This is a genomic window from Blastococcus sp. KM273128 (assembly GCF_021698975.1).
Taxonomy (GTDB): domain Bacteria; phylum Actinomycetota; class Actinomycetes; order Mycobacteriales; family Geodermatophilaceae; genus Blastococcus.
Genome location: NZ_SSXA01000008.1, coordinates 25,863 through 47,692, shown reverse-complemented (window position 1 = coordinate 47,692; position 21,830 = coordinate 25,863). Strand labels below are relative to the sequence as shown.

Here is a 21,830-nt window from a genome sequence, read left to right as displayed (position 1 = left end):
GTTCAGGACCGGCCCGGCAGGCGGCGGAGGTGCAGGACCAGGATCGCCGACGGGAAGCACAGCAGGGCGGTCGCGCCGATCATCTTCGCGGTCTCCTCCGCCACCCGCCGGACCGTCGAGTCCCACCCGGTCAGGTCCAGGCCGACGGAGATCGCGAAGGCGCCCAGCCCGAGGAGCAGGAGGACCACCTCCGGCTGCCCGGTGAGCTCCGACCGGAAGCCCACGAGCAGGGCGAGGACGACGACCACGTAGACCAGGTACACCAGCACCTCGGGGACCCCCAGGTAGGGGAGGACGACCTCGTGCAGGAGGAACCGGTCGTCCAGCGTGAGGACCGCGGTCAGCAGGCCCCACCCGGCCAGCGCCGCCGACAGCCGGGCATCGACGTGCCGCGCCCGACAGCGGCGAGGAGGAACACCGCCGCGCCGGCCGCCCACACGAACTGGTTGAGGGAGGCGACGCCGCCCACGAACCACGGGATCCCGGTCACCTCCACCGGATCGCTCATGAGGTCCATGGCGGCGACCGAGCCACCCGAGACCAGCACGGCGAGCGGCGCGAGCCCGGCCAGCACGAGCCCTGACGCCATGGCGCCGACCAGCCACCCCCGCTGCCGGGCGCCCGCACCACCCGGCACCCGGTCGTCGTCTGCCCCCCGGTGCCCGAGCCGGTCCCGCTGCGGTCTGCCCGTCACCCGCGGGAGGCTAGCGAGTCCGAGCGGGGCGCACGGCGAGCACCGGGAACGGCGCGTCGTGCCCGACCCGCTGCGGACCTCGCGGACGACGTCGGGACCCCACCCGTGGAGGACCGTCCTGATGCTGCTCCCGGCCACGAGGCACCTGCTGCGTCGATGGGTCCGCCGGCCCGTCCGCCAAGGGCCCGGGGGGCCGCCGCGGCTCGGGCGGAGCCGGCGACGACGGGCGGCCGCGCGGCCGGGTCGCGCCCCCTGTCGGCCCGGGGCAGGCTGGCCCGGTGAGGATCCTGGTCACCGGCGCGTCGGGCTTCGTGGGCAGCCGGTTGGCCACCGCGCTGGAGGAGGCCGGCCACGACGTCCGCGGGATGACCCGCCGGCCGGAGCGCTACACCGGCGCCGGCACCCCGGTCGCCGGTGACGTCGGTGACGAGGCGTCGTTGCGGGCGGCGCTCGAGGGCTGCGAGGCCGCCTACTACCTCGTCCACTCGCTCGGCGACCCCGACTTCGAGCGCAAGGACGCCGACGCGGCGCGCGCCTTCGCCAGGGCCGCCGCCGCAGCGGGCGTCGGCCGGATCGTCTACCTCGGGGGTCTCGGCAAGGACGGCGAGCAGCTGTCCCGTCACCTGCGCAGCCGCCGCGAGGTCGAGCAGCTCCTCGGTGGCACCGGCGTCCCGGTGACGGTGCTGCGCGCCGGGATCGTGGTCGGCCACGGCGGCGTGTCCTGGGAGATGACCCGGCAGCTCGTCGCCCACCTGCCGGCCATGGTCACCCCCCGCTGGGTCAGCACCCGGACGCAGCCGATCGCCGTCGCCGACGTCGTCCGGTACCTGGTCGGGGTGCTCGACGCCCCGGAGGCCGAGGGGCGGGTGTTCGAGGTGGGGGGCCCGGAGGTGCTCACCTACCTGCAGATGCTGACCCGGGTCGCCGACATCCAGAACCGGCACCTGTTCGTCGTCCCCGTGCCGCTGCTCAGCCCGCAGTTGTCCTCGCGGTGGCTGGCCCTGGTCACCGACGTCGACGTCGCCACCGGCCGGTCGCTCATCGACTCGATGACCATCGAGGTGGTCGTCACCGACGACGCGATCCGCTCGGTCGTCCCGTTCGAGCCGATGGACTACGACGAGATGGTCATGACCGCGCTCGTCGAGCGGGCGCGGGACCGCCGGCAGCAGGTGGGGGAGCGGCGCGGCGGGTGGCTCAGCCGGGGAGCGCGGCGGTGAGCCGCGGGCGGGTGTCCCGGGCGCTCCGGGCGCGGGCGCACCGGGCCGTGCTGCCCCTGCTGCGCCGCGTGCCGCGCGACCACTGGGAGAGCGACGAGGCCTTCCGGCGGCGGCGGCGGGTCACCGGCGCGGTCGCGGTCGCCGGCGCCTCGCTGCTGGGCGTCTCGCTGTCGACGCCGCCGGGGTCGCCGCGGTTCTACGGGCTCACCCTCGGCGTCGCAGGCACGTGGGTGGTGGGCGGGCTGGCGTCCGGGCCGCTGCACCTGGGGCGGATGTTCGGGCCGGGGGACCTGCTCAAGCGGCCGGTGCTCACGCCGATCGCCTCCGGGGTCGGGGCCTTCGGAATCTTCTACGGCGCGGCGCTGGTCGCCCGCCGGATCCCGGTCCTGGCCCGGGCGATCGGGTCGGTGCTCCGGTACGCCGACCAGGGCTCGGCCCCGCTCGTCGCGGCCACCACCCTGGCCAACGGCGTCGCGGAGGAGGTCTTCTTCCGCGGCGCGCTCTACGCGGCGGCGGGCACCCGGCGGCCGGTGCTCGTCTCGACCGCGGTCTACGGGCTGGCCACCACCGCCACGCGGAACCCGGCGCTGGTGCTGGCGAGCGTGCCGATGGGGCTGATCTTCGCCCAGCAGCGCCGCATCACCGGGGGGATCCAGGCGCCGGTGCTCACCCACGTGGTGTGGTCGGCGCTGATGCTGCGCTACCTGCCGCCGCTGTTCGCCGACCGGCTCGCCGAGGAGCGGTCGCCGTCGGCCAGGGAGGACGACGGCAACCGCTGAGGCCTCGGCGGACGGGGCACCTGCGACGGCGGGCGAGGGCCGGTCCGCGACGACGCCGTCGGCGGCCGAGGCGGGGTCTCCTCGTGCGTCGGGTTCCGCCGGCGTCCGTGCCGACGTGGATGGCTGGCCCCGTCCGCCGTCAGCGCGACGTCCGCACGGTCACGAGGAACTCGGTACTGCCCGAGGGCAGCAGGTCACCGGTCCACGGGTCCTCCAGGTGGCCGTCGTCCCCGTCGTCGAAGCCGCGCAGCGCCTGCCCGCTCGGGAGGCGGAGGACGGCCTGCGCGACTCCTCCGTCCCGGACGACCTGGATGTCGGTCACCCGCCCCCGGACGCGCTCGTCGGCCCGGACGTCGAGCCCGCCGTGGTGGCTCTCCGCGAGCCGCTCCCGGCCGTCTGGCCCCTGGTAGCGGATGCAGCTGAAGTCCACCAGCTGGTTCCGCTCGACGGCCTCCCCGCAGCACTCGTGCTCCCAGCCACCCACCTCCACGACGACGTCCACGGCGGCAACCTATGCCTCGGGGAGCGCGCCGACCGAGAGCTCGCCGCACACCGCCACGAGGGCGGCGGAGGGCTGTGCCACGGCACCGGAGGTGAGCCGGCGCGCGACGGGGGAAGAACGCTCGCGTGCACGCTCGCGCAGCAGGCCGCCGGGACGGTCTGGTCTTCGCCGCCTCCGTCGCGGTGCTCCTCGGCGCCTGGAACAACGTCGTCATCACCCGGGTGCCGGGCTACCCGGGGTCCTACGTCGCGGTGAACCTGGCCGCGACGGGGCTGCTCGTCGCGGGTGCGCGGTCCACCGGCATCAGCCGGCGGGAGCTGGGGCTGGACCCGCGTCGCGCCCGGGCCGGGCTGCGGTGGGGCGGGGGATGCGCCGCCGTGGTCGCCGCCGGCTACGCCGTCGCCCTCGCCGTTCCGGCGGTGCGCCCGCTGCTGGCGGATGCGCGGCTCGCCGGTGCCGGTGCCGGCGAGGTCGCCCACCAGGCGCTGGTCCGGATCCCGCTCGGCACCGTGGTGTGGGAGGAGGTCGCCTTCCGCGGCGTCCTGCTGGCGGCGCTGCTGCGGCTGCTCCCGCCGCGTGCGGCGGTCGCGGTGTCGGCGGGCGTCTTCGGCATCTGGCACATCCGGCCCACCCTGAGCGCCGCGACGGCCAACACGGTGGCCGACGGGCCGGTGGGGCTGTTCGCCGTCGTCCTCCTTGGCTGCGCCGCCACGGCCGCGGCTGGGATCTTCTTCGCGTGGCTGCGGCTCCGCAGCGGCAGCCTGCTGGCCCCCCTCCTGCTCCACCTGGCGACCAACAGCCTGGGCGCGCTGGCCGCGGCCGCGGCCCACCGGCTCGGCTGAGGCCTGATCGGAGGTCGGGGGCGCCGCTACGGTCGGCCGGTGTCCACGTCGGTCGTGCTGAGCGTGACCCCCGCCGAGCCGGTCGACCCCGACCGCCGCTCGGTCGACGTCCCGGACGACGTCGCTGCCGCCCTCGCGGCCGAAGGGCAGCCGGGGAACCCGGGGCTGTACGTCCCGCGCAGCGGCCCCGTGCGGCTGCTGTTCCAGCTCAGCGGCCCGGACCGGGTCGCCGCCGGCCGGCGGCTGGTGGCCGGGCTGCGACGCCTGGGGTACGCGGCCGACCTGTCGATCTCCCGCTGACGGCCGCTGGCGGGCAGGTCGGGAACCGGGCGGGATCAGCCCGGTCCGACGTGGAAGACCGGCCAGCCGATCTCGGTCCGCCACGCCGACGCGTCGTCCGTGTCGCGGGGGCCCACCGGGTAGCGCTCCCGCACCGGCCCGGCCACCGCGAGCGCGTTGGCCACCACCCAGGCTCCCAGCTCGCCGTAGGTGACGTCGATGTCGTCGTGCGGGCCGGCGTGGGTGGTCACGGCCAGCTCCACGGCCGGCAGGGTGACCGGGTGCACCCGGCCGCGGCGCGGGGGACGGGCGGTCGGCCGGTAGACGAGCACGTGGCCCCGCCCGTGCTCGAACAGGGCGTTGTCGCACAGCGTGCCCGGGGCACCGACCGGCTCCTCGACCGCCGCGTCCAGCTCGGCCATGGCCCCGGCGTACCAGGCGAGGAGCTCGTCGTGCGCCACGTCGTCCTCCACGGCGGCGACCGTCGCCGCCGGGACGGCGCGCAGTTCGACATCCAGGGGCGGCGGCTCGGGCTGCAGCAGCCGGCGCAGCGAGGCGACGGCGGCCCGGGTGCGCTCGAGTTCCGACTCCAGCCGCTGCGGGTGGTCGGCCACCAGCGCGGCGCGCGAGGCGGGGTCGGGGGAGCGGAGGATGCGCTGGACCTCGGGCAGGGGCACGTCGAGCTCGCGCAGCCGGTGGATGACCTGGGCGGCCGGGATCTGCTCGGCGGTGTAGTAGCGGTAGCCGGTGGCGTGGTCGACGCACGCCGGCCCGAGCAGCCCCGCGTCGTGGTAGCGGCGCAGCGTGCGCACGCCCAGGTGGGTCAGCCGGGAGAACTCGCCGATCGCCAGCACGGGGGCACTGTGCACCCTCCCCCCGGGGGAGGGTCCAGCACTTGACCCTCCCGCGCCGGGACGGCGCACGGTCGGGCCATGAGCACTCCGACCAGCATCCGACCCGACCAGCTCCCGGCTCCGATCCGGGCCTACCTAGCGGCGCACGGGGCCCGCGACGCGGAGACCGCGCTGCGGGCCTTCGCGCCCGGCGCCGTCGTCGTCGACGAGGGGAGGACCTACCGGGGGACCGAGGAGATCCGCGGCTTCCTCACCCGCGCCGGGGCCGCGTTCCGCTACACCACCGAGCTGGTCGCCGCCGAACGGACCGATGACGCGCGCTGGGTCGCGGTCAACCACCTCGAGGGCGACTTCCCCGGCGGCGTCGCCGACCTGCGGTACCGGTTCGTGATGGACGGCGACCTCATCGCCGAGCTCGTCATCGCCCCGTGACGGCGCCGCGCTCACCCGTCGCTCGGCAGGCTGTGCCAGGTGTCGTAGGCGACGGAGGCCGCGCCCTCGACGTCGCCGGCGGCGCAGAGGCGGATCAGCTCCTCGTGGCGGGCGACGGAGGCGCGGCCGCGCAGGGAGCCGAACCGCAACCGCTCCGCGCGGCGCACCGTCGGCGTGAACTGCTCGAGCACCGTCGCGAGGGCGCGGTTGCCCGCGATGCGCACGAGGACGCCGTGCAGTTCGTCGTCCGCGAGCAGCGCCTGCTCGACGTCCCCGGAGTCGACGGCGGCGGCGAACCGGTGGTTGGCCTCCCGCATGGCGTCCACGTCCCCCTGCACGAGCGCGGGGACCGCCTCGCGGGCAGCGAGCTCGTGCATCGCGGCGACGACGTCGCGGGCATCGCGGACGTCCCGCGCGTCGAGGGCGCTCACCACGGTGGAGCGCCCGGGCCGGGAGTGCACGAGGCCGGAGTGCGCGAGCCGGAGCAGCGCCTCGCGCACCGGGGTCCGGCTGACGCCCAGCCAGGCCGCGAGCTCGAGGTCCCGCAGCTGCTCACCCGGGGTGAAGGTGCCGTCGACGATCGCGTCGCGCAGCCGGCGGTACACGTCGTCGCGCAGCAGGCCGCGGTCGCCGCCGGGACCGGTCGGGGGGATCGGCACGGGCTGGCCCTCCTGCGGGGATCCGGCGGAACGGGAACGTGCGCGAGAAGGTCTTACGGGCACGGTCGCTGATATGCAATATATCGCACACCGGCGGCGCGAGCGGGGGAGCGCACGAGGGCGCGACCGCACGGGCGACGAGGCGTCGTCCGCCGACCGAAGGGGAGAGACCGATGACCAGCAGCACGTCCGAGATCCGCACCACCACGCCCACGGTGGTGCTCGTCCACGGAGCCTTCGCCGACTCGTCGAGCTGGAACGGCGTCGTCGCGCGGCTGCGGGGGCAGGGCTATCCGGTGATCGCGGTGGCCAACCCGCTCCGCTCGCTGGACGGCGACGCCGCGCTGGTGCGCGACGTGCTGGACAGCATCGAGGGCCCGGTCGTGGTGGCCGGCCACTCGTACGGGGGCAGCGTGATGAGCGAGGCCGCCGAGGGGCACCCGCGGGTGCGGGCGCTGGTGTTCGTCGCCAGCTTCCTGCTCGACGAGGGCGAGAGCACCGGCGAGCTGGCCGGGAAGTACCCGGGCAACGAGCTCGGCTCGGCGCTGCGCCCGGTGGCCGTGCGGGGGCCCGACGGGCAGACCGCCGACGACCTGTACATCGAGCAGGAGAAGTTCCACGCGATCTTCGCCGCCGACGTGCCGGCGGACGCCGCCGAGCTGATGGCGGTCACCCAGCGGCCGATCATCGCCGACGCCCTGGCGGACAAGGCGACGAAGGCAGCGTGGAAGACCGTCCCGTCCTGGACCCTGGTCACGCTCCAGGACCTGGCCGTCCCGGCGCAGGCGCAGCGCTTCATGGCGGAGCGCGCGTCGTCGTCGGTCGTGGAGGTGGATGCCTCGCACGCCGTCACGGTCTCCCGGCCCGACGTCGTCGCGCGGCTGATCGACGAGGCCGCCCGCGCGACGAGCGTCTGAGGCACCCGGTCGGCCGCTCCGCCGCCGCCGGTCAGGACGGCGGAGCGGCTGGACCGTCGTGCGAGGTCAGGGCGCTCGTCAGGTCGGCGACCACCTCCGCCGCCGTCCGGACGGCGGTGACGGCGCCCACCCCGGCACCCGCGTACAGCGCCATGGCGGCCACGTCGCCGTCCACGGCGGTGTGCGGGGGCAGCCCGGCGCCGCGGGGCAGCGCGACCCGCCCGCCGCCCGCCGTCACCGTCCCGATGACCTCCTCGTCCGACGCCGCGGCCCGTTCGACGGCGCTGCGGAGGACCCGGTGCCGCGGGCGGATCGTGCAGAGGGGGCAGCCGCGGGCGAACGCGCTGCTGAGGACGGTGCCGTCGCCGGCAGCGTCGACGAGCGCCTGCTTGTAGACCGGGTGGGCGGCGGACTCCGTGGTCGCCACGAACGCAGTGCCGATCCGTGCTCCGTCCGCCCCGGCGGACAGCACCGCGGCGAAGGCGTGCGCGTCGGCGATGCCGCCGGCGGCGAGGACCGGGATCGGGACCGCGTCGAGGACCTCGGCGAGCAGGGGCAGCAGCGGGCGGTCACCGCGGACGTGGCCGCCGGCCTCGCGGCCCTGCGCGGTGACGAGGTCGCAGCCGGCATCCGCTGCGACGCGCGCCTCCTCGACCGACCCGACCTGCCAGCCGACCAGCGCCCCCGCCCGGTGCACGAGGTCCACGAGCCGTGGCGAGGGATCGAACCAGAAGAAGTCCACCACCCGCACCCGCTCCGCGGCGGCGACGACGGCATCCTCGTCGGTGTCCTCGAGGAGCACGTTGGCCGACAGCACGCCCGGCGTGCGCCGACGCATGTCGTCCAATCGGCGCACGAAGACCGCGGTGGGCACTCCTAGGCAGGTGATCGTGCCGACACCTCCGGCGTCCGCGACGGCGACCGCCAGGTCCGGCGACGACACCGCGCCCATGGGGGCCTGCTGGAGGGGAACCGAGCAGCCGACGAGCGCCGTGAACCGTGTCTGCACGTCTGCCTCCCCGAGCGCGGTGGCGACTGACGAGCGTCGCGCCAGCGCGCGCACGGGTCAAGTGCTCCCGACGACCGCCACCCCCGGGCAGCGGTCCGGGGGCCGTGAGCCGGGGGAACGTCGAGCAGAGCCCGAGGACCCTCCCCGCGGCGTGCCCCCGCTACTACGGTTTCCGACCGAGCGGGGGCCACGAGAACCCGGGAGACGACGATGCTGAGCAGCAGCAGGGTCGAGGCCAACATCCCCGCCGCCGATCTGAAGCGGGCGCGGGACTTCTACGCGGACGTGCTGGGGCTGACGCCGACGAGGGAGATCGACGGCGTCGCGCTCACCTACCGCACCGACGGCGGGACGAGCTTCCACGTCTACGAGACCGAGTTCGCCGGCCGGGCCGGGCACACCATCGCCCAGTGGCACGTCGACGACCTCGAGGCCGAGGTGCGCGACCTCAAGAGCAGGGGGGTGACCTTCGAGGTCTACGACGGCATGCCCGGCGTCCGCTGGGACGGCGAGATCGCGTCCGCGGAGGGCCTGGGTCGGGCCGCCTGGTTCAAGGACAGCGAGGGCAACATCCTCTGCCTCGACCAGGAGGAGGGAACGGTCTGACCCGGTCACCTCGGTGACCGGGCCGGACCGCCTCGCCTCCGCGCTCAGGGCCCGGCGAAGACGCCCTCGCCGCGGGCCTCGGAGCGCCCCGGGGCGGGCTCGTCGTAGCGGCCGGCCTCGCGGCGCGCGACGACGAAGTGGTGCACCTCGTCGGGCCCGTCGGCGAGGCGGAGGGTGCGCTGGCTGGTGTACATGTCGGCCAGCGGCGTCCACTGCGACACCCCGGCCGCGCCGTGGATCTGGATGGCCTGGTCGATGATCTGGCAGACCTTCTCCGGCACCATCGCCTTGACCGCCGAGACGTAGACGCGGGCCTGGGAGTTGCCCAGCACGTCCATCGCCTTGGCCGCCTTCAGCACCATCAGCCGGCAGGCGTCGAGCTCGATGCGCGCCCGCGACACCGTCTCCATGTTCTTGCCGAGGTGCAGGATCGGCTTGCCGAACGCCTCGCGGAACTTGCCCCGGCGGACCATGAGCTCGAGCGCCTTCTCACCCTGGCCGATGGCCCGCATGCAGTGGTGGATGCGCCCGGGCCCGAGGCGGACCTGGCTGATCTCGAAGCCGCGGCCCTCGCCGAGCAGCATGTTGGACGCGGGCACCCGCACGTCGGTGAACCGGATGTGCATGTGGCCGTGCGGGGCGTCGTCACGGCCGAACACGCGCATCGGGCCGAGCACCTCGACGCCGGGCGTGTCCATCGGCACCAGGATCTGGGACTGCTGCATGTGCGCCGGCGCGTCCGGGTTGGTCTGGCACATGACGATCATGATCTTGCAGCGCGGGTCCCCGGCGCCGGAGATGTAGAACTTCTCGCCGTTTAAGACGTACTCGTCGCCGTCGCGCACCGCCCGCAGCCGGATGTTCTTGGCGTCGGAGCTGCCGACGTCGGGCTCGGTCATGGCGTAGGCCGAGCGGATCTCGCCGTTGAGGAGCGGCTCGAGCCACCGGGCCTTCTGCTCGGGGGTGCCGACGCGCTCGAGCACCTCCATGTTGCCGGTGTCGGGGGCCGAGCAGTTGAGCGCCTCGGAGCCCAGCGGGTACTTGCCGAGCTCCACGGCGATGTAGGCGTAGTCGAGGTTGGTCAGGCCGCCGACCTCGGAGTTGGGCAGGAAGAAGTTCCACAGCCCGGCCGCCTTGGCCTTGTCCTTGGCCGCCTCGAGCGCCTCGAGCTGACCCGGTGCGTACGACCACGGGTCGGGGCGGCCCTCCCCGAGGCGGAAGAACTCCTCCTGCATCGGGGCGACCACGTCCTCGAGGAACTGGACGACCCTGTCGAAGAGCGGCCGGGCCTCCTCGCTCATGCGCAGGTCGAACAGCTCCGTCGGTTCGGCGTTCTGCATCAGGGGTCCCTCTCAGCTGGTCCGTGCGGCCACCCGGAGCGTGGCACAGCGGCCGTCGGCCGTTCGCACCGGTTCAGACGGAGATGCCGACGAGCTTGGTGTCGAGGTACTCGTCGATGCCCTCGTACCCGCCCTCGCGCCCCAGGCCGCTGGCCTTCACCCCGCCGAACGGGGCGGCCGCGGAGGTCGGGTTGATGTCGTTGACGCCGATCATCCCGAAGCGCAGCTTCTCGGTCACGCGGATCGCCGTCGACAGGTCGTTGGTGTAGACGTAGGCGGCGAGACCGTACTCGGTGTCGTTCGCCCGGGCGATGACCTCGTCCTCGTCGTCGAACGGCGTGACCGCGGCGATGGGCCCGAAGGTCTCCTCGCACGAGATGAGCATGTCCGGCGTCACGTCGGCCAGCAGCGTCGGGGCGAAGAAGGTCGTGCCGTCGAGTCCGTCGACCTGCACCCGCTCGCCACCGGCCACCACCCGGGCGCCCTTGGTGCGGGCGTCGAGCACCTGGGCCTCCATCTTGGCCACGGCGCGGTCGTCGATCAGCGGGCCGATGGAGACGCCGTCGGAGTCCCCCTTGCCCACGCGCAGGGCCGCGATGCGCTGGTCGAGGGTCGCCACGAACGTGTCGTAGATCGACCGGTGGACGTAGATGCGGTTCGGGCTGATGCACGCCTGCCCGGTGTTGAGGAACTTCACCAGCGCGGCGCCCTTCGCCGCACGCACGGGATCGGCGTCGGCGAAGACGATGAACGGTGCGTGGCCCCCCAGCTCGACCGACACCCGCTTCAAGGTGGCGCCGGCCTTCTGCACCAGCATCTTCCCGACGGCGGTCGAGCCGGTGAACGTCAGCTTCCGCACCACCGGCGACTCCAGCAGCGCGTCACCGACCTCGGCCGCGCGGGTGGTGGTGACCAGGTTGACCACCCCGGCGGGGAGGCCGGCGTCGGCCAGCAGCTGCACCGTGGCGACCGCGCACAGCGGGGTCTGCTCGGCGGGCTTGAGCACCGACGTGCACCCGGACGCGATGGCCGGGGCGAGCTTGCGGGTCAGCATGGAGATCGGGTAGTTCCACGGGGTGATGGCGGCGACCACGCCGACCGGCTGGCGCATCGTGACGAACCGCTGGTCGGCCCGCGCCGAGGGGATCGTGACACCGCCGATGCGCTTGGCCTCCTCGGCGAACCAGGCGAGGAAGTCCGCGGCGTACGCGACCTCGTTCATCGAGGCCTTGAGGGGCTTGCCCTGCTCCCGCGTCATCAGCGCGGCCAGGTCCTTGCGGCGCTCCCGCATCAGGGCGTCCGCCTTGGCGAGGACGGCGGCGCGCTCGTAGGCCGTCGCGCCCGACCAGCCCGCCAGCGCACGCTCGGCGGCCGCGATCGCGGCCTCGGTGTCGGCCCGGCCGCCGTCCGCGGCCTGCCCGATGACCTCGCCCGTGGCCGGGTCCGTGACGTCGAAGGTGGCGCCCCCGTCGGCCGGGCGCCACTGCCCGTCGATGTGGATCGTGCGTCCCGCGTCCTGCGTCATGGCGACTCCCTCGCTGACCGGCCGGTGCCGGCCCCGGGGCATCGTGTCATCCGGGGGCGGGCGGGAACTCATCGCGACGGGCGGCGTCCGATCTTCGACCCCAGCCAGGTGAGCGGGTCGAACCGCCGGTCCACCACCCGCTCCTTCAGCGGGATGATGCCGTTGTCCGTCAGGTGGATGCCCTCCGGGCAGACCTCGCTGCAGCACTTGGTGATGTTGCAGTAGCCGAGCCCGAACTCGTCCTGGGCGGCGTCGCGACGGTCCCGCTCGTCGAGCGGGTGCATGTCCAGCTCGGCGAGCCGGATGAGGAAGCGGGGCCCGGCGAAGCTCCGCTTGTTCTCCTCGTGGTCGCGGATGACGTGGCAGGTGTCCTGGCAGAGCCAGCACTCGATGCACTTGCGGAACTCCTGCGAGCGCTCGACGTCGACCTGCTGCATCCGGTGGCTGCCGTCGGCCTCGCGCGGCCGGGGCGCGAACGCCGGGATCTGGGCGGCCTTCTCGTAGTTGTAGGAGACGTCGGTGACCAGGTCGCGGATGACGGGGAACGTCCGCAGCGGGGTGACGGTCACCGTCTCGGTCTCGGCGAACGTGCTCATCCGCGTCATGCACATCAGCCGCGGGCGGCCGTTCACCTCGGCGCTGCACGACCCGCACTTGCCGGCCTTGCAGTTCCACCGGACGGCGAGGTCACCGGCCTGGGTGGCCTGCAGCCGGTGGATGACGTCGAGGACCACCTCGCCCTCGTTCACCGCCACCGTGAACGTCTGGAGGTCACCGCCCGCGGCGTCGCCCCGCCACACCCGGAACGTCGCGTCGTACGTCATGCCGCTGTGCTCCCTCCTGAGCTCGCGAGGTCGCTCACGACTCGAAGATCTCGGTGAGCTCGGGCGGCATCTGCGGGAGCGGCTGCCGGGTCAGCGCGACGTCTCCGTCCGGCGCGAGCGCGCAGACGAGGTTCGTGCGGGCCCACTCCTCGTCGGTGGCGGGGAAGTCGTCGCGGGTGTGCCCGCCCCGGCTCTCCTCCCGCGCCAGCGCCGCCCGGGCGATGCACTCGCTCACGAGCAGCATGTGCGGCAGGTCGAGTGCGAGGTGCCAGCCGGGGTTGTACTGCCGGTGCCCCTCGACGGACAGGGCGGCCACCCGCTCCTTGAGCGCGGCGATCCGCTCCAGCGCCTGCTCCATCTCCGGCGCCGTGCGGATGATCCCGACCAGGTCGTGCATCGTCTGCTGCAGGTCGTGCTGCACGGTGTAGGGGTTCTCGCCGCCCTCCCGCTCGAACGGGGCCAGCGCCGCCCGGGCCGCGTCGGCGAGCGCGTCCTCGGCGAGCACTCCGCGGGTGTGCTCGCGCTCGGCGGCGTGCTCGGCCGCGGCCAGGCCGGCCCGGCGGCCGAAGACGAGCAGGTCGGACAGGGAGTTGCCGCCGAGCCGGTTCGACCCGTGCATGCCGCCGGCGACCTCACCGGCGGCGAAGAGCCCCGGCACGCGCGCGGCTTCGGTGTCGGGCTCGACCTCCACACCGCCCATGACGTAGTGGCAGGTCGGCCCCACCTCCATCGCCTCGGCGGTGATGTCCACCTCGGCGAGCTCCTTGAACTGGTGGTACATCGAGGGCAGCCGCTTGCGGATGTACTCGGCCGGCCGGCGCGAGGCGATGTCGAGGAAGACGCCGCCGTGCGGGGTGCCGCGGCCGGCCTTGACCTCGCTGTTGATCGCCCGGGCCACCTCGTCGCGGGGGAGCAGCTCGGGCGGGCGCCGGTTGTTCTTCTTGTCCTCGTACCAGCGGTCGGCCTCCTCCTCGGTCTCCGCCGTCTCCTTGCGGAAGAAGTCCGGGATGTAGTCGAACATGAAGCGGTTGCCGGCCGAGTTCTTGAGGACGCCGCCGTCGCCCCGCACGCTCTCGGTCACGAGGATGCCGCGCACCGACGGCGGCCAGACCATCCCCGTCGGGTGGAACTGGACGAACTCCATGTTGACGAGCGTGGCCCCGGCCTGCAGCGCCAGCGAGTGGCCGTCGCCGGTGTACTCCCACGAGTTCGAGGTGACCTTGTAGGACTTGCCGATGCCGCCGGTGGCCAGCACCACCGACGGGGCCTGCCAGGCCACGAACCGGCCGGACTCCCGCCAGTAGCCGAACGCGCCGGTGACGCCGTGTTCTTCGCCCGCCCCACCATCCCCGGCCGGTCCGGTGAGCAGCCGGGTGACCGTGCACTCCATGTAGACGTCGATGCCGAGCGCGACGGTGCGCTGCTGGAGGGTGCGGATCAGCTCGAGCCCGGTGCGGTCGCCGACGTGGGCGAGCCGGGCGTAGCGGTGACCGCCGAAGTCCCGCTGGCTGATCAGGCCGTCCGGTGTGCGGTCGAACAGGGCGCCCCAGTCCTCGAGCTCCCGGACCCGGTCCGGTGCCTCCTGCGCGTGCAGCTGGGCCATCCGCCAGTGGTTGAGCATCTTCCCGCCGCGCATGGTGTCGCGGAAGTGCACCCGCCAGTTGTCCTCCGGGTAGAGGTTGGCCATGGCCGCGGCGATCCCGCCCTCGGCCATGACCGTGTGCGCCTTGCCCAGCAGGGACTTGCAGACGACGGCGGTCCGCGCGCCGGCCTCGTGGGCCTCGATGGCGGCCCGCAGGCCCGCACCCCCCGCGCCGACGACGACGACGTCGTACTCGTGCCGCTCGAGCTCCATCAGAAGAACCTCAGGTCGGTGATCGTGCCGGTGGCCAGCAGGAAGACGTAGAAGTCGGCGAGGGCGACGGTGAGCAGCGAGACCCAGGCGTACTGCATGTGGCGGGCGTTGAGCTTGGACACCAGGCCCCACGCCCGGTACCGCAGCGGGTGCCTCGAGAAGTTGTTCAGCCGCCCGCCGACGATGTGCCGGCAGGAGTGGCACGAGACCGAGTAGAGGAACAGCATCACCGCGTTGACCAGCAGGATCAGCGTGCCCAAACCCATGTGGCCCCACTCGCCGGTCTCGTCCCGGAACCCGCGGAAGGCCTCGTAGAACAGGATGAGGTTGAACAGCAGGGCCGCGTAGAGGAAGTACCGGTGCACGTTCTGGCCGATCAGCGGGAACCGCGTCTCGCCGGTGTACCGGCGGTGCGGCTCGGCGACGGCGCAGGCGGGCGGGGACAGCCAGAACGACCGGTAGTAGGCCTTCCGGTAGTAGTAGCAGGTCAGCCGGATGCCCAGGGGCAGCACGAGGATGTAGATGGCCGGGGAGATCCAGACCGGGCCGGTGAAGAACTCCGGGAAGCTGTCGCCCTCGCACCGGGTGGTGATGCACGGCGAGTAGAACGGCGAGATGTAGGGCTCGGCGTAGTAGTAGGCGTTCTGGAAGGCGCGGAACGTCGAGTAGGCGATGAACAGCACGAGCACGACGACGGTGACCAGCGGCTGCACCCACCACCGGTCGGTGCGCAGCGTCCGCTCGGCGATCGCGGCACGACGCGGTGCCGGCATCCCGTTCCCGTGACCCGGGGACACCGCCCCGGACCTGCGGGGGGCTGTGGCGGTCACCGCCGGATGCGGCCCGACCCGCCCATGCCGTCGTCGTCCCCGTCGCCGTAGACGGCTGCGAAGGGTTCGTGCGTGGTGCGGGCCTGCGCGCCGCACAGCAGGTTGAGGTCGTCACGCAGCCGGGCGACGTCGACCCGCAACCGGCGCGTGTCCACGGTGTCCCCGAAGTGCCTCGTGACCATCAGGCACGCCTTCTCCAGGCCTTCCACCGCCTGGCGAGCCGCCGCTACGTCCTGGTCCAAAGACATCGCTGCCTCCAGAGGTGCTGACGCCGCCGGAAGGGCGGTGGGACGGCAGTCGACCACGGACGCGGATCGGAGGAAAGGGGCTCCGCTGCGGTACTTCCGGCTCGCCCGTCCTGCCGTCGTCGCTCGCTCACCCCGCGGCCCGGGCGCAGCGAGCTAGTGACGGCTCAGGTCCGCCTGGGGGACGTCCTCCCGCACGGCCCATGAGACCCCCAGGGCCAGCCAGGCCAGCCCCAGCGGGACCGACAGGAGCACCCGGTCGTCCTGCGCGTTGAACGGGAGCGCCACGAGGGCGGCGACGACCAAGGCTGCGCCCGGCCAGCGCGACGGGCCGCCGGCCCGCAGTCCGCCGACCCCCGTCAGCAGGGCGCCGGCGACCGGGACCAGCCGGCCGAGCGAGTCGGTGTCGTGCAGCCACCACAGCGGCGAGTCACCGACGAGCACGGCGTTCACGGCGAGCCCCGCCGCGAGCAGCACCGCGCCGGCCCACAGCAGGACCGCGCCGGCGCGGGACGGCCGCCGTCCCGCCGCCGAGGTCCCGCTGGCCAGGCAGCTCACCGCCACCCCGAGCGCCACGACGGACAGGAGGAGGAGCCAGGCGAGGTCCTCGCTCGGGCGGTTCGAGGCACCCGGCACCCGGCAGTCGGCTCCGACGCAGCCCCCCGGACGGGTGCTCAGCCACACGGCGTGGAGGCTCCAGGTCGCGCCGCCGAGCATCGCCGCGGCCGGTCCGGCCGACCGTCTCCAGGGCACAGGTCGCTCTCCTCGGACGGTGCGTGGTCGCCCGGATCCTGCCTCACCCCGCCCGCGACCACGAGCACGAGCACGACCACGACGCCGCTGAGGCGGAGATACCGCGGTGATCCGGCCGGCCAGGACATGCCCCGGAGCGGCGGGTCAGACCCGTTCGTAGCCCTCCAGCGGCGCGAGCGAGCTCCACCGCTCCGGGAGCCGGACGACCGCCCGCTCGGACAGGTGCAGCACGTGGTCCGGGTCGAGCAGCGCCACCTCTGCGCCGTCCAGCTGCAGGCGGCGGAGCATCTCGGCGAGCATCCGTCGAGCCACGTCGTTGACCGACGACACGCGCCGGAGGTCCAGGACGAAGACGGCGACGGGCTCGTCGTCGGCCACCGTGCGGAGCACGCGTTCCACGCTGCCGAACAGCAGCGAGCCCTGCAGGCTGCACACGCGGGCGAGGGAGCCGTCCGGCCCGCGGAGCGTCCGGTCCCGGCGGACGGTCGACCGCGCCGGCTCCGGGGCCTGCATGATGTGCAGCCCCATGTCGGCGGACATGCGGGTGCACAGCCGGACCCCCCGCGTGCTGTTGCCGTGGTCGTCCAGCCTCGGCGAGGAGGTGGCCATCCCCAGCTGCCCGGGCATCACGCCGAGGATGCCGCCGGAGACGCCGCTCTTCGCCGGGAACCCGACCGTGGTCATCCAGTCCCCGGCGGCGTCGTACATGCCGCAGCTCATCATCACGCTCAGCACCTGCCGGGCCACCTCGGCCGGCACGACCTGCTCGCCGGTGACCGGCTGCACGCCACCCGCAGCGAGCGTGGCCGCCATGGTCGCCAGATCGGTCGTGGTCACCGAGATCGCGCACTGCTGGGTGTACCCGCGGACGACGTCCAGCGGCTCCTGGCGGATCACGCCGTAGGTGCGGAGCATGTTGGCGATGGCCAGGTTGCGGTAGGCCTGGGACATCTCCGACTCGTAGATGGTCCGGTCCACGTGCAGCTCACGGCCGGCGAAGTCCGACATCAGCCGCCGGACCCGCTCCACCCGGGTGTCGACGTCGTCCCGGAGCTCGCCGACCAAGGCGTGCGCCGTGAGCGCCCCGGCGTTGATCATGGGGTTCCGGGGCCGCCTCGACTCCCGTTCCAGGGAGAGCTCGTTGAACGCCTCGCCGCTGGGTTCCACGCCGATCCACCCCAGGACGTCGTCCAGCCCGTGCTCGGCCAGGGCCAGGGCGTAGACGAACGGTTTCGAGATCGACTGGATGGAGAACCCGGTGTCGGTGTCGCCGGCGCGGTAGAGCGTCCCGTCGATCGTCGACAGGCACACGGCGAGCCGGTCCGGGTCGGCCGATGCCAGCTGGGGGATGTAGCCCGCCAGAGTCCCCGCGTCGTCGCCGCAGGCGTCCAGGATCTCCGCCAGGTAGTCGGGCACCGGTGACCGCACGGGGTCCGCCTCTCCTCGTCAGCGCGAACGAGGACCATCCCACGCGACGCTCCGCAGACGCGTGGGTGGTGTTGCACGTCGGCTGCATGTGCGTGCGTGACCGGCGGGGAGGCAGAAGTCGTACGGAGACCGTGCCGTCGCCCGGTGAAGGCGTGGAGCCGGTGACGGACGCCCAGAACCTGGCGAGCGTCGCCGGGTCCTGTGCCGCCATGGTGACGGCTCCGAGGCTGACCGGGGGAGTCGTCACTGCGCACCCACCTTCCTGTGCGACCCGCCGCGGGCGGGGTGGCGGCGAGGGTGGTGAGCGGAGCGGGTGAGCGGGACCGGGGAACAGCCCCGCGCTTCGGGGGCTGGATGAGTGGCGGGTGCCCACGCTACGCATCGGGCGGCCGGTGCCAGGCTGGGACGTGGCTCCGCACACGCGCGGGACGTCCACCGGGAGACCTCATGCCGGCCGCGCCGCCAGGACCCGTGCTGCCTCCCGCTCCGCCTCGGTGTTGGCCACACCGGCCCGCGAGCCGGCCAGCTTCGCCCGGATGTGCTCACCCACGGTGACCGGCGGGTACGCCGACGTCCCGTCGGCGTCCAGGCAGGTCGGCAGCGTCTCGATGACGGCGTCGATGTTGCCGTCGTGGAAGAACGCCGCGGAGCGCCGGCGCTCGATGCACCCCTCGACGATCGGCGGCTTCACCCGGTGCAGGGTCGACATCCACCGCTCGTTGGTCCACCGCGCCATGAGGTCACCGAGGTTGATCAGCAACGCGCCGTCGGCGGGCATGACGTCGTGCCAGGCGCCGTCGCGGCCGAGGACCTGCAGGCCCCTGACCTGGTCGGCCCACAGCACGGTGACGATGCCGTAGTCGGTGTGCTCGCCCATCCCGGTGAGGTCGCCGTCGAGCGTCACCTCGCCCGGCGGCAGGGCGTAGTTGTTCATCCGCAGCACGTCGAGGCTGTGGTCGGTGTACCGCTCGAAGAAGCCGGGCGGGAGGCCGAGCGCATCGGCGAACATGGTCGTCAGGGTCCGTGCCACCCGGCCTGCCTCGTCGAAGTAGGCGGCCACCGCCTCGCGGAAGCCGTCGGCCTCCTCGGGCCAGACGTTCTCGGCGTAGTCGACGACGGGCAGGTCGACACCCGGGTAGTCGCTGCGGGCAGCGCCGACGTTGAAGGCCTCGAAGAAGTCGTGCATCCGGTTGGAGGGCGCCAGCCCGAGGCTGAGGCTGAGCGACTCGGTCTTCGGCGGGCTGTACCCGCGGTTGATCTCCGGCGGCGTCCGATAGCTCTTCTTGGCCTCCAGGGGCAGGCCGAAGAAGGAGTCGAGAGCGGCCCCGAAGGCATCGGTGACCGCGGTCGGGATGCCGTGGCCGAGCACCTGGACGAAGCCGACGGTGCGGGCGGCGGCGTCGAACGACCGCGCTGCGGCGGCCCGGGCCTCGGCGGTGCCCGCCGGGTCGACGTAGGCGGAGATGTCGACGACGGGCACGGTGAACTCGTTCACGGGGTCTCCTCGAGAAGGTGCGAGTGGTCCGGGGGAGGGGCGTCGGGGGTGGCGGCCACCATCGCCGCGGCCCGGCGGCGCAGGTCGGCCTTGCCGGTCCCGTCGAGCCAGCAGGCGTCGATGGCGTTGGCGGTGAAGGCGGCCAGCTGCTCGCGGCGGTAGCCGAGGGCGTGCGCGAGCACCCGGAAGTCGTGCGTGGGATCGGTGCCGAACATCGGCGGGTCGTCGGAGTCGATCGTCACGCACAGCCCGGCGTCGACCATCTGCCGGATCCGGGTGTGCGTGCCGTCCCCGCTGCCCGAGTAGCGGCCGATGTCCGAGCTGACCGGCGTGCAGGTGAACGGGATCCGCTCGGCCACGCACCGGGACGTGATCTCCGGGTCGTCGACGACGTGGTAGCCGTGGTCGATCCGGCTGCAGCCGAGCTCGTCCAGCAGGGTCAGCACGTGACCGGGCGGACCGGACTCGGAGTGGGCCGTCCGGTCGAGACCCGCGCGGCCGGCGAGCCGGTAGGCCTCGACGAACCGCCCGGGTGGGCCGTTGACCTCGGCGTAGTCCAGCCCGATGCCGACCACCTCGTCGACGCGGTGCTCGATCACCTGCTGGACCAGCTCGACCGCCTCGGCGCCGCTGCGCTCGCGGTTGATGCCGACCACCAGGCGGGCGTCGATGCCGGTGTCGCTGCGGGCGTCGCGCAGGCCTGCGACGACGCCCTCGAGGATCCGCGGGTAGGGGACGCCGGGGTGCCCCGGCGGGCTGAGCTGGATCTCGCGGTAGAGGACGTTGTGGTCCGCGCCGCCCGCGGTCAGCGACTCGTAGGTGACCCGGTGGAAGTCGTCGACGTCGCGGATGACCGAGCCCACGACGTCGAGCACCCTGAGGAACTCGCCGAGGTCCTGGTAGCTGTCGTGGTCGTAGAGGTCCTCGACGCCGCGCCCGAGCGGTACCCCGTGCTTGGCGGCGAGCTCGGCGACGGTCCCGGGCGCCACCGTGCCGATCAGGTGGCAGTGCAGGCTCACCTTGGGCAGGGCCGCCACCATGGCGTCCACGGCCGGGTCGGTGGGCACGGGCCGGGAGTGCGGTGGGTGGCCGGGCGGGCGGCGCGCGGTCGCGCTCATGCGCGGTCCGCCTGCCCGAAGCGGCTGAGCACCGCCGCCTCGACCAGCTGGGCGAGGAGGTAGAGCAGCAGCGACACCAGGGTGATGACGACGACGAGCGCCCACACCTTGCCGATCTGCGACCGGGCCGCCGCCGAGACCACCGCGTAGCCCACGCCCTGGCCGGTGGCCAGCCACTCGGCCAGCAGCGCGCCGGTCATCGACCCCGGCACCGCGATGCGGACCGAGGCGAAGAACGCCGGCAGCGCCGAGGGGAAGGCCACCTTCCTGAGCACCGTCATCGGGCTGCCGCCGTAGACCAGCACCAGATCGCGCATCTGCGGGCCGACCGACCGCAGCCCGGCGACGATGTTGACCAGCGCCGGGAAGAGCACCACCACCGCGCTCATGACGGCGACGATCACGTAGCCGCGGCCCACGAGCAGGATGAGCATCGGCGCCAGCGCGATCAGCGGAACGGTCTGCAGGACGAGCGCGACCGGCATGACGGTGCTCTCCGCGGCGCGGAACCGCACGACGACGGCGGCCAGCGCCACCGCGACGAGCATGCCGGCGGTGAAGCCGATGCCCGCGTCCAGCAGGGTCCGGCCGAGCAGCCCGGCGATCTCGGCCCGCAGCGCGGGGGCGTCCTCGTCGGCGAACAGGATGTCGACGACGTCCAGCGGGCCCTTGCCGACGTAGCTCGAGACGTCGAAGGCCCACAGACCCCCCACCCACAGGGCCACGACGACCGCCAGGACCAGCGCCATCGTGCCGACGGCCCGCAGCGTCGCCCTCAGCAGCGGGTGCCGACCCCGGCCCGGGCCCCCGACCGGGCGGGGAGCCAGCAGGCCGGCGCTCACGCCACACCTCGGGACCACGGGGTGACGACCCGTCCGAGCAGGGCGAACATCCCGTAGAAGGTGCCCGCGACCAGCGCGCAGCCCAGGCCGATGGCCCAGGCGCCGTCGACGTCGACGTTCTGCTGCGCGATCTTGAGCGTGACGGCCACGCCGCGTTGCACGCCGCCGACGTACTCGCCCAGGATGGCCCCGAGGAAGGCGAGCGGCGCGGCCACGCGGAGCGCGGCCAGCACGGAGGGGAGCGCGGCCACCAGCCGGACCTTGGTCAGCTGCCGCAGCGGTCCGCCGCCGAAGACCCGGACGACCTCCAGGCTGGCCGGATCCGCCGACCGCAGGCCCAGCACGGTGCCGACGACGGTGGTGAAGAAGACCGACAGCGCCGCGAGTGCGGTCGCGGTGCCCGCCCGCTGCCCCTCGTCGGGGTTGCCGATGACGATGAACAGCACCGGGGCGATCGCGACCAGCGGCACGCAGTAGGTGATCACCGCCAGCTGCATGACCAGCGGCTCCAGCGCCGGCACCAGCAGCGTGACGGCGGCCAGCGCGACGGCTGCGACGGTGCCGTAGCCGAAGCCGACCGCGGCCTCCTGGAGCGTCATCCCGAAGTGGGTGGCGTAGAAGGTCCAGCCGCGGTCGGCGGCCGCGGCCACGACCCCGGCCGGGGAGGGGATGCGGGCGTCGGCGAGCAGGGTGAGCACCAGCAGCCACCACACGGCCACCACGCCCAGCAGGCCCAGCGCCCCGAAGGCGGCCGTGCGCACCGGCTCGCGGGACAGCACGCG

At 73.8% G+C, this 21,830-nt stretch carries 25 protein-coding genes; 7 read left to right on the top strand and 18 right to left on the bottom strand.

Annotated elements, in window-relative coordinates; all coding sequences use genetic code 11:
* Positions 1 to 2: 2 nt before the first annotated feature.
* Together E9529_RS04155 and E9529_RS04150 are read right to left on the bottom strand one after the other, a co-directional pair.
* Positions 3 to 437: a hypothetical protein gene (locus tag E9529_RS04155; protein WP_236829840.1), complete on the bottom strand. Its 435-nt coding sequence runs from the start codon at positions 435 to 437 to the stop codon at positions 3 to 5.
* Positions 341 to 694, bottom strand: coding sequence for a hypothetical protein (locus E9529_RS04150; RefSeq protein ID WP_236829839.1), 354 nt, complete (start codon positions 692 to 694; stop codon positions 341 to 343). The genes E9529_RS04155 and E9529_RS04150 overlap by 97 nt, the downstream gene beginning before the upstream one ends.
* A gap of 278 nt (positions 695 to 972) precedes the next feature.
* Between E9529_RS04150 and E9529_RS04145 the strand changes: the two genes are divergently transcribed.
* A complete protein-coding gene (locus E9529_RS04145; protein WP_236829838.1) occupies positions 973 to 1,914 on the top strand; it encodes an NAD(P)H-binding protein in 942 nt (313 codons plus the stop codon).
* Positions 1,911 to 2,693: a type II CAAX endopeptidase family protein gene (locus tag E9529_RS22370; RefSeq protein WP_308195250.1), complete on the top strand. Its 783-nt coding sequence runs from the start codon at positions 1,911 to 1,913 to the stop codon at positions 2,691 to 2,693. The genes E9529_RS04145 and E9529_RS22370 overlap by 4 nt, the downstream gene beginning before the upstream one ends.
* A gap of 139 nt (positions 2,694 to 2,832) precedes the next feature.
* Here E9529_RS22370 and E9529_RS04135 read toward each other — a convergent pair whose 3' ends face one another.
* The gene (locus E9529_RS04135; RefSeq protein ID WP_236829837.1) at positions 2,833 to 3,195 is read right to left on the bottom strand and encodes a DUF6578 domain-containing protein; all 363 of its coding nucleotides are present in this window, start codon (positions 3,193 to 3,195) and stop codon (positions 2,833 to 2,835) included.
* 125 nt (positions 3,196 to 3,320) lie between these two features.
* Between E9529_RS04135 and E9529_RS04130 the strand changes: the two genes are divergently transcribed.
* Together E9529_RS04130 and E9529_RS04125 are read left to right on the top strand one after the other, a co-directional pair.
* Positions 3,321 to 4,037, top strand: a complete 717-nt coding sequence (locus E9529_RS04130) for a CPBP family intramembrane glutamic endopeptidase (protein ID WP_236829836.1) — start codon at positions 3,321 to 3,323, stop codon at positions 4,035 to 4,037.
* 39 nt (positions 4,038 to 4,076) lie between these two features.
* Positions 4,077 to 4,337, top strand: a complete 261-nt coding sequence (locus tag E9529_RS04125; protein WP_236829835.1) for a hypothetical protein — start codon at positions 4,077 to 4,079, stop codon at positions 4,335 to 4,337.
* A 35-nt stretch (positions 4,338 to 4,372) separates the two neighbouring features.
* Here the strand turns inward: E9529_RS04125 and E9529_RS04120 are convergent, their stop codons facing one another.
* Positions 4,373 to 5,170: a MerR family transcriptional regulator gene (locus E9529_RS04120; protein ID WP_236829834.1), complete on the bottom strand. Its 798-nt coding sequence runs from the start codon at positions 5,168 to 5,170 to the stop codon at positions 4,373 to 4,375.
* Positions 5,171 to 5,248: 78 nt separating this feature from the next.
* Between E9529_RS04120 and E9529_RS04115 the strand changes: the two genes are divergently transcribed.
* The gene (locus E9529_RS04115; protein WP_236829833.1) at positions 5,249 to 5,602 is read left to right on the top strand and encodes a nuclear transport factor 2 family protein; all 354 of its coding nucleotides are present in this window, start codon (positions 5,249 to 5,251) and stop codon (positions 5,600 to 5,602) included.
* 11 nt (positions 5,603 to 5,613) lie between these two features.
* Here the strand turns inward: E9529_RS04115 and E9529_RS04110 are convergent, their stop codons facing one another.
* Positions 5,614 to 6,261, bottom strand: a complete 648-nt coding sequence (locus E9529_RS04110) for a GntR family transcriptional regulator (RefSeq protein WP_236829832.1) — start codon at positions 6,259 to 6,261, stop codon at positions 5,614 to 5,616.
* Between the two features lie 173 nt (positions 6,262 to 6,434).
* Here E9529_RS04110 and E9529_RS04105 point away from each other — a divergent pair, with 173 nt between their 5' ends.
* Positions 6,435 to 7,178, top strand: coding sequence for an alpha/beta fold hydrolase (locus E9529_RS04105; protein WP_236829831.1), 744 nt, complete (start codon positions 6,435 to 6,437; stop codon positions 7,176 to 7,178).
* Between the two features lie 31 nt (positions 7,179 to 7,209).
* Here the strand turns inward: E9529_RS04105 and E9529_RS04100 are convergent, their stop codons facing one another.
* The gene (locus E9529_RS04100; RefSeq protein ID WP_374201308.1) at positions 7,210 to 8,241 is read right to left on the bottom strand and encodes an NAD(P)H-dependent flavin oxidoreductase; all 1,032 of its coding nucleotides are present in this window, start codon (positions 8,239 to 8,241) and stop codon (positions 7,210 to 7,212) included.
* A gap of 156 nt (positions 8,242 to 8,397) precedes the next feature.
* Between E9529_RS04100 and E9529_RS04095 the strand changes: the two genes are divergently transcribed.
* Positions 8,398 to 8,793: a VOC family protein gene (locus E9529_RS04095; RefSeq protein ID WP_236829829.1), complete on the top strand. Its 396-nt coding sequence runs from the start codon at positions 8,398 to 8,400 to the stop codon at positions 8,791 to 8,793.
* 44 nt (positions 8,794 to 8,837) lie between these two features.
* On the opposite strand, the gene E9529_RS04090 is transcribed toward E9529_RS04095, so the two are convergent.
* The 12 genes from E9529_RS04090 to E9529_RS04035 all read right to left on the bottom strand — a co-directional run bounded on the left by E9529_RS04090 (position 8,838) and on the right by E9529_RS04035 (position 21,827).
* On the bottom strand, positions 8,838 to 10,133 hold the full coding sequence (locus E9529_RS04090; RefSeq protein ID WP_236829828.1) for an acyl-CoA dehydrogenase family protein: 1,296 nt from the start codon (positions 10,131 to 10,133) through the stop codon (positions 8,838 to 8,840).
* 73 nt (positions 10,134 to 10,206) lie between these two features.
* Positions 10,207 to 11,658, bottom strand: a complete 1,452-nt coding sequence (locus E9529_RS04085; protein ID WP_236829827.1) for an NAD-dependent succinate-semialdehyde dehydrogenase — start codon at positions 11,656 to 11,658, stop codon at positions 10,207 to 10,209.
* A gap of 68 nt (positions 11,659 to 11,726) precedes the next feature.
* Positions 11,727 to 12,482: a succinate dehydrogenase/fumarate reductase iron-sulfur subunit gene (locus E9529_RS04080; protein ID WP_236829826.1), complete on the bottom strand. Its 756-nt coding sequence runs from the start codon at positions 12,480 to 12,482 to the stop codon at positions 11,727 to 11,729.
* Between the two features lie 34 nt (positions 12,483 to 12,516).
* Entirely contained in the window at positions 12,517 to 14,337 is a 1,821-nt protein-coding gene (locus E9529_RS04075; protein ID WP_236829825.1) for a fumarate reductase/succinate dehydrogenase flavoprotein subunit, read from the bottom strand.
* Entirely contained in the window at positions 14,337 to 15,110 is a 774-nt protein-coding gene (locus E9529_RS04070; RefSeq protein ID WP_236829824.1) for a hypothetical protein, read from the bottom strand. Before E9529_RS04070 ends, E9529_RS04075 begins: the two co-directional genes overlap by 1 nt.
* Before the next feature lie 53 nt (positions 15,111 to 15,163).
* Positions 15,164 to 15,415, bottom strand: a complete 252-nt coding sequence (locus E9529_RS04065; RefSeq protein ID WP_236829823.1) for a hypothetical protein — start codon at positions 15,413 to 15,415, stop codon at positions 15,164 to 15,166.
* A 153-nt stretch (positions 15,416 to 15,568) separates the two neighbouring features.
* Positions 15,569 to 16,165, bottom strand: a complete 597-nt coding sequence (locus E9529_RS04060; protein WP_236829822.1) for a hypothetical protein — start codon at positions 16,163 to 16,165, stop codon at positions 15,569 to 15,571.
* A gap of 144 nt (positions 16,166 to 16,309) precedes the next feature.
* On the bottom strand, positions 16,310 to 17,593 hold the full coding sequence (locus tag E9529_RS04055; RefSeq protein ID WP_236829821.1) for a glutaminase: 1,284 nt from the start codon (positions 17,591 to 17,593) through the stop codon (positions 16,310 to 16,312).
* Positions 17,594 to 18,038: 445 nt separating this feature from the next.
* Positions 18,039 to 19,088, bottom strand: coding sequence for an isopenicillin N synthase family oxygenase (locus E9529_RS04050; protein WP_236829820.1), 1,050 nt, complete (start codon positions 19,086 to 19,088; stop codon positions 18,039 to 18,041).
* The gene (add, locus tag E9529_RS04045) at positions 19,085 to 20,206 is read right to left on the bottom strand and encodes an adenosine deaminase (protein WP_236829819.1); all 1,122 of its coding nucleotides are present in this window, start codon (positions 20,204 to 20,206) and stop codon (positions 19,085 to 19,087) included. The genes E9529_RS04050 and add overlap by 4 nt, the downstream gene beginning before the upstream one ends.
* Entirely contained in the window at positions 20,203 to 21,048 is an 846-nt protein-coding gene (locus E9529_RS04040) for an ABC transporter permease (protein WP_236829818.1), read from the bottom strand. Before E9529_RS04040 ends, add begins: the two co-directional genes overlap by 4 nt.
* On the bottom strand, positions 21,045 to 21,827 hold the full coding sequence (locus E9529_RS04035; protein ID WP_236829817.1) for an ABC transporter permease: 783 nt from the start codon (positions 21,825 to 21,827) through the stop codon (positions 21,045 to 21,047). The genes E9529_RS04040 and E9529_RS04035 overlap by 4 nt, the downstream gene beginning before the upstream one ends.
* Positions 21,828 to 21,830 lie beyond the last annotated feature (3 nt).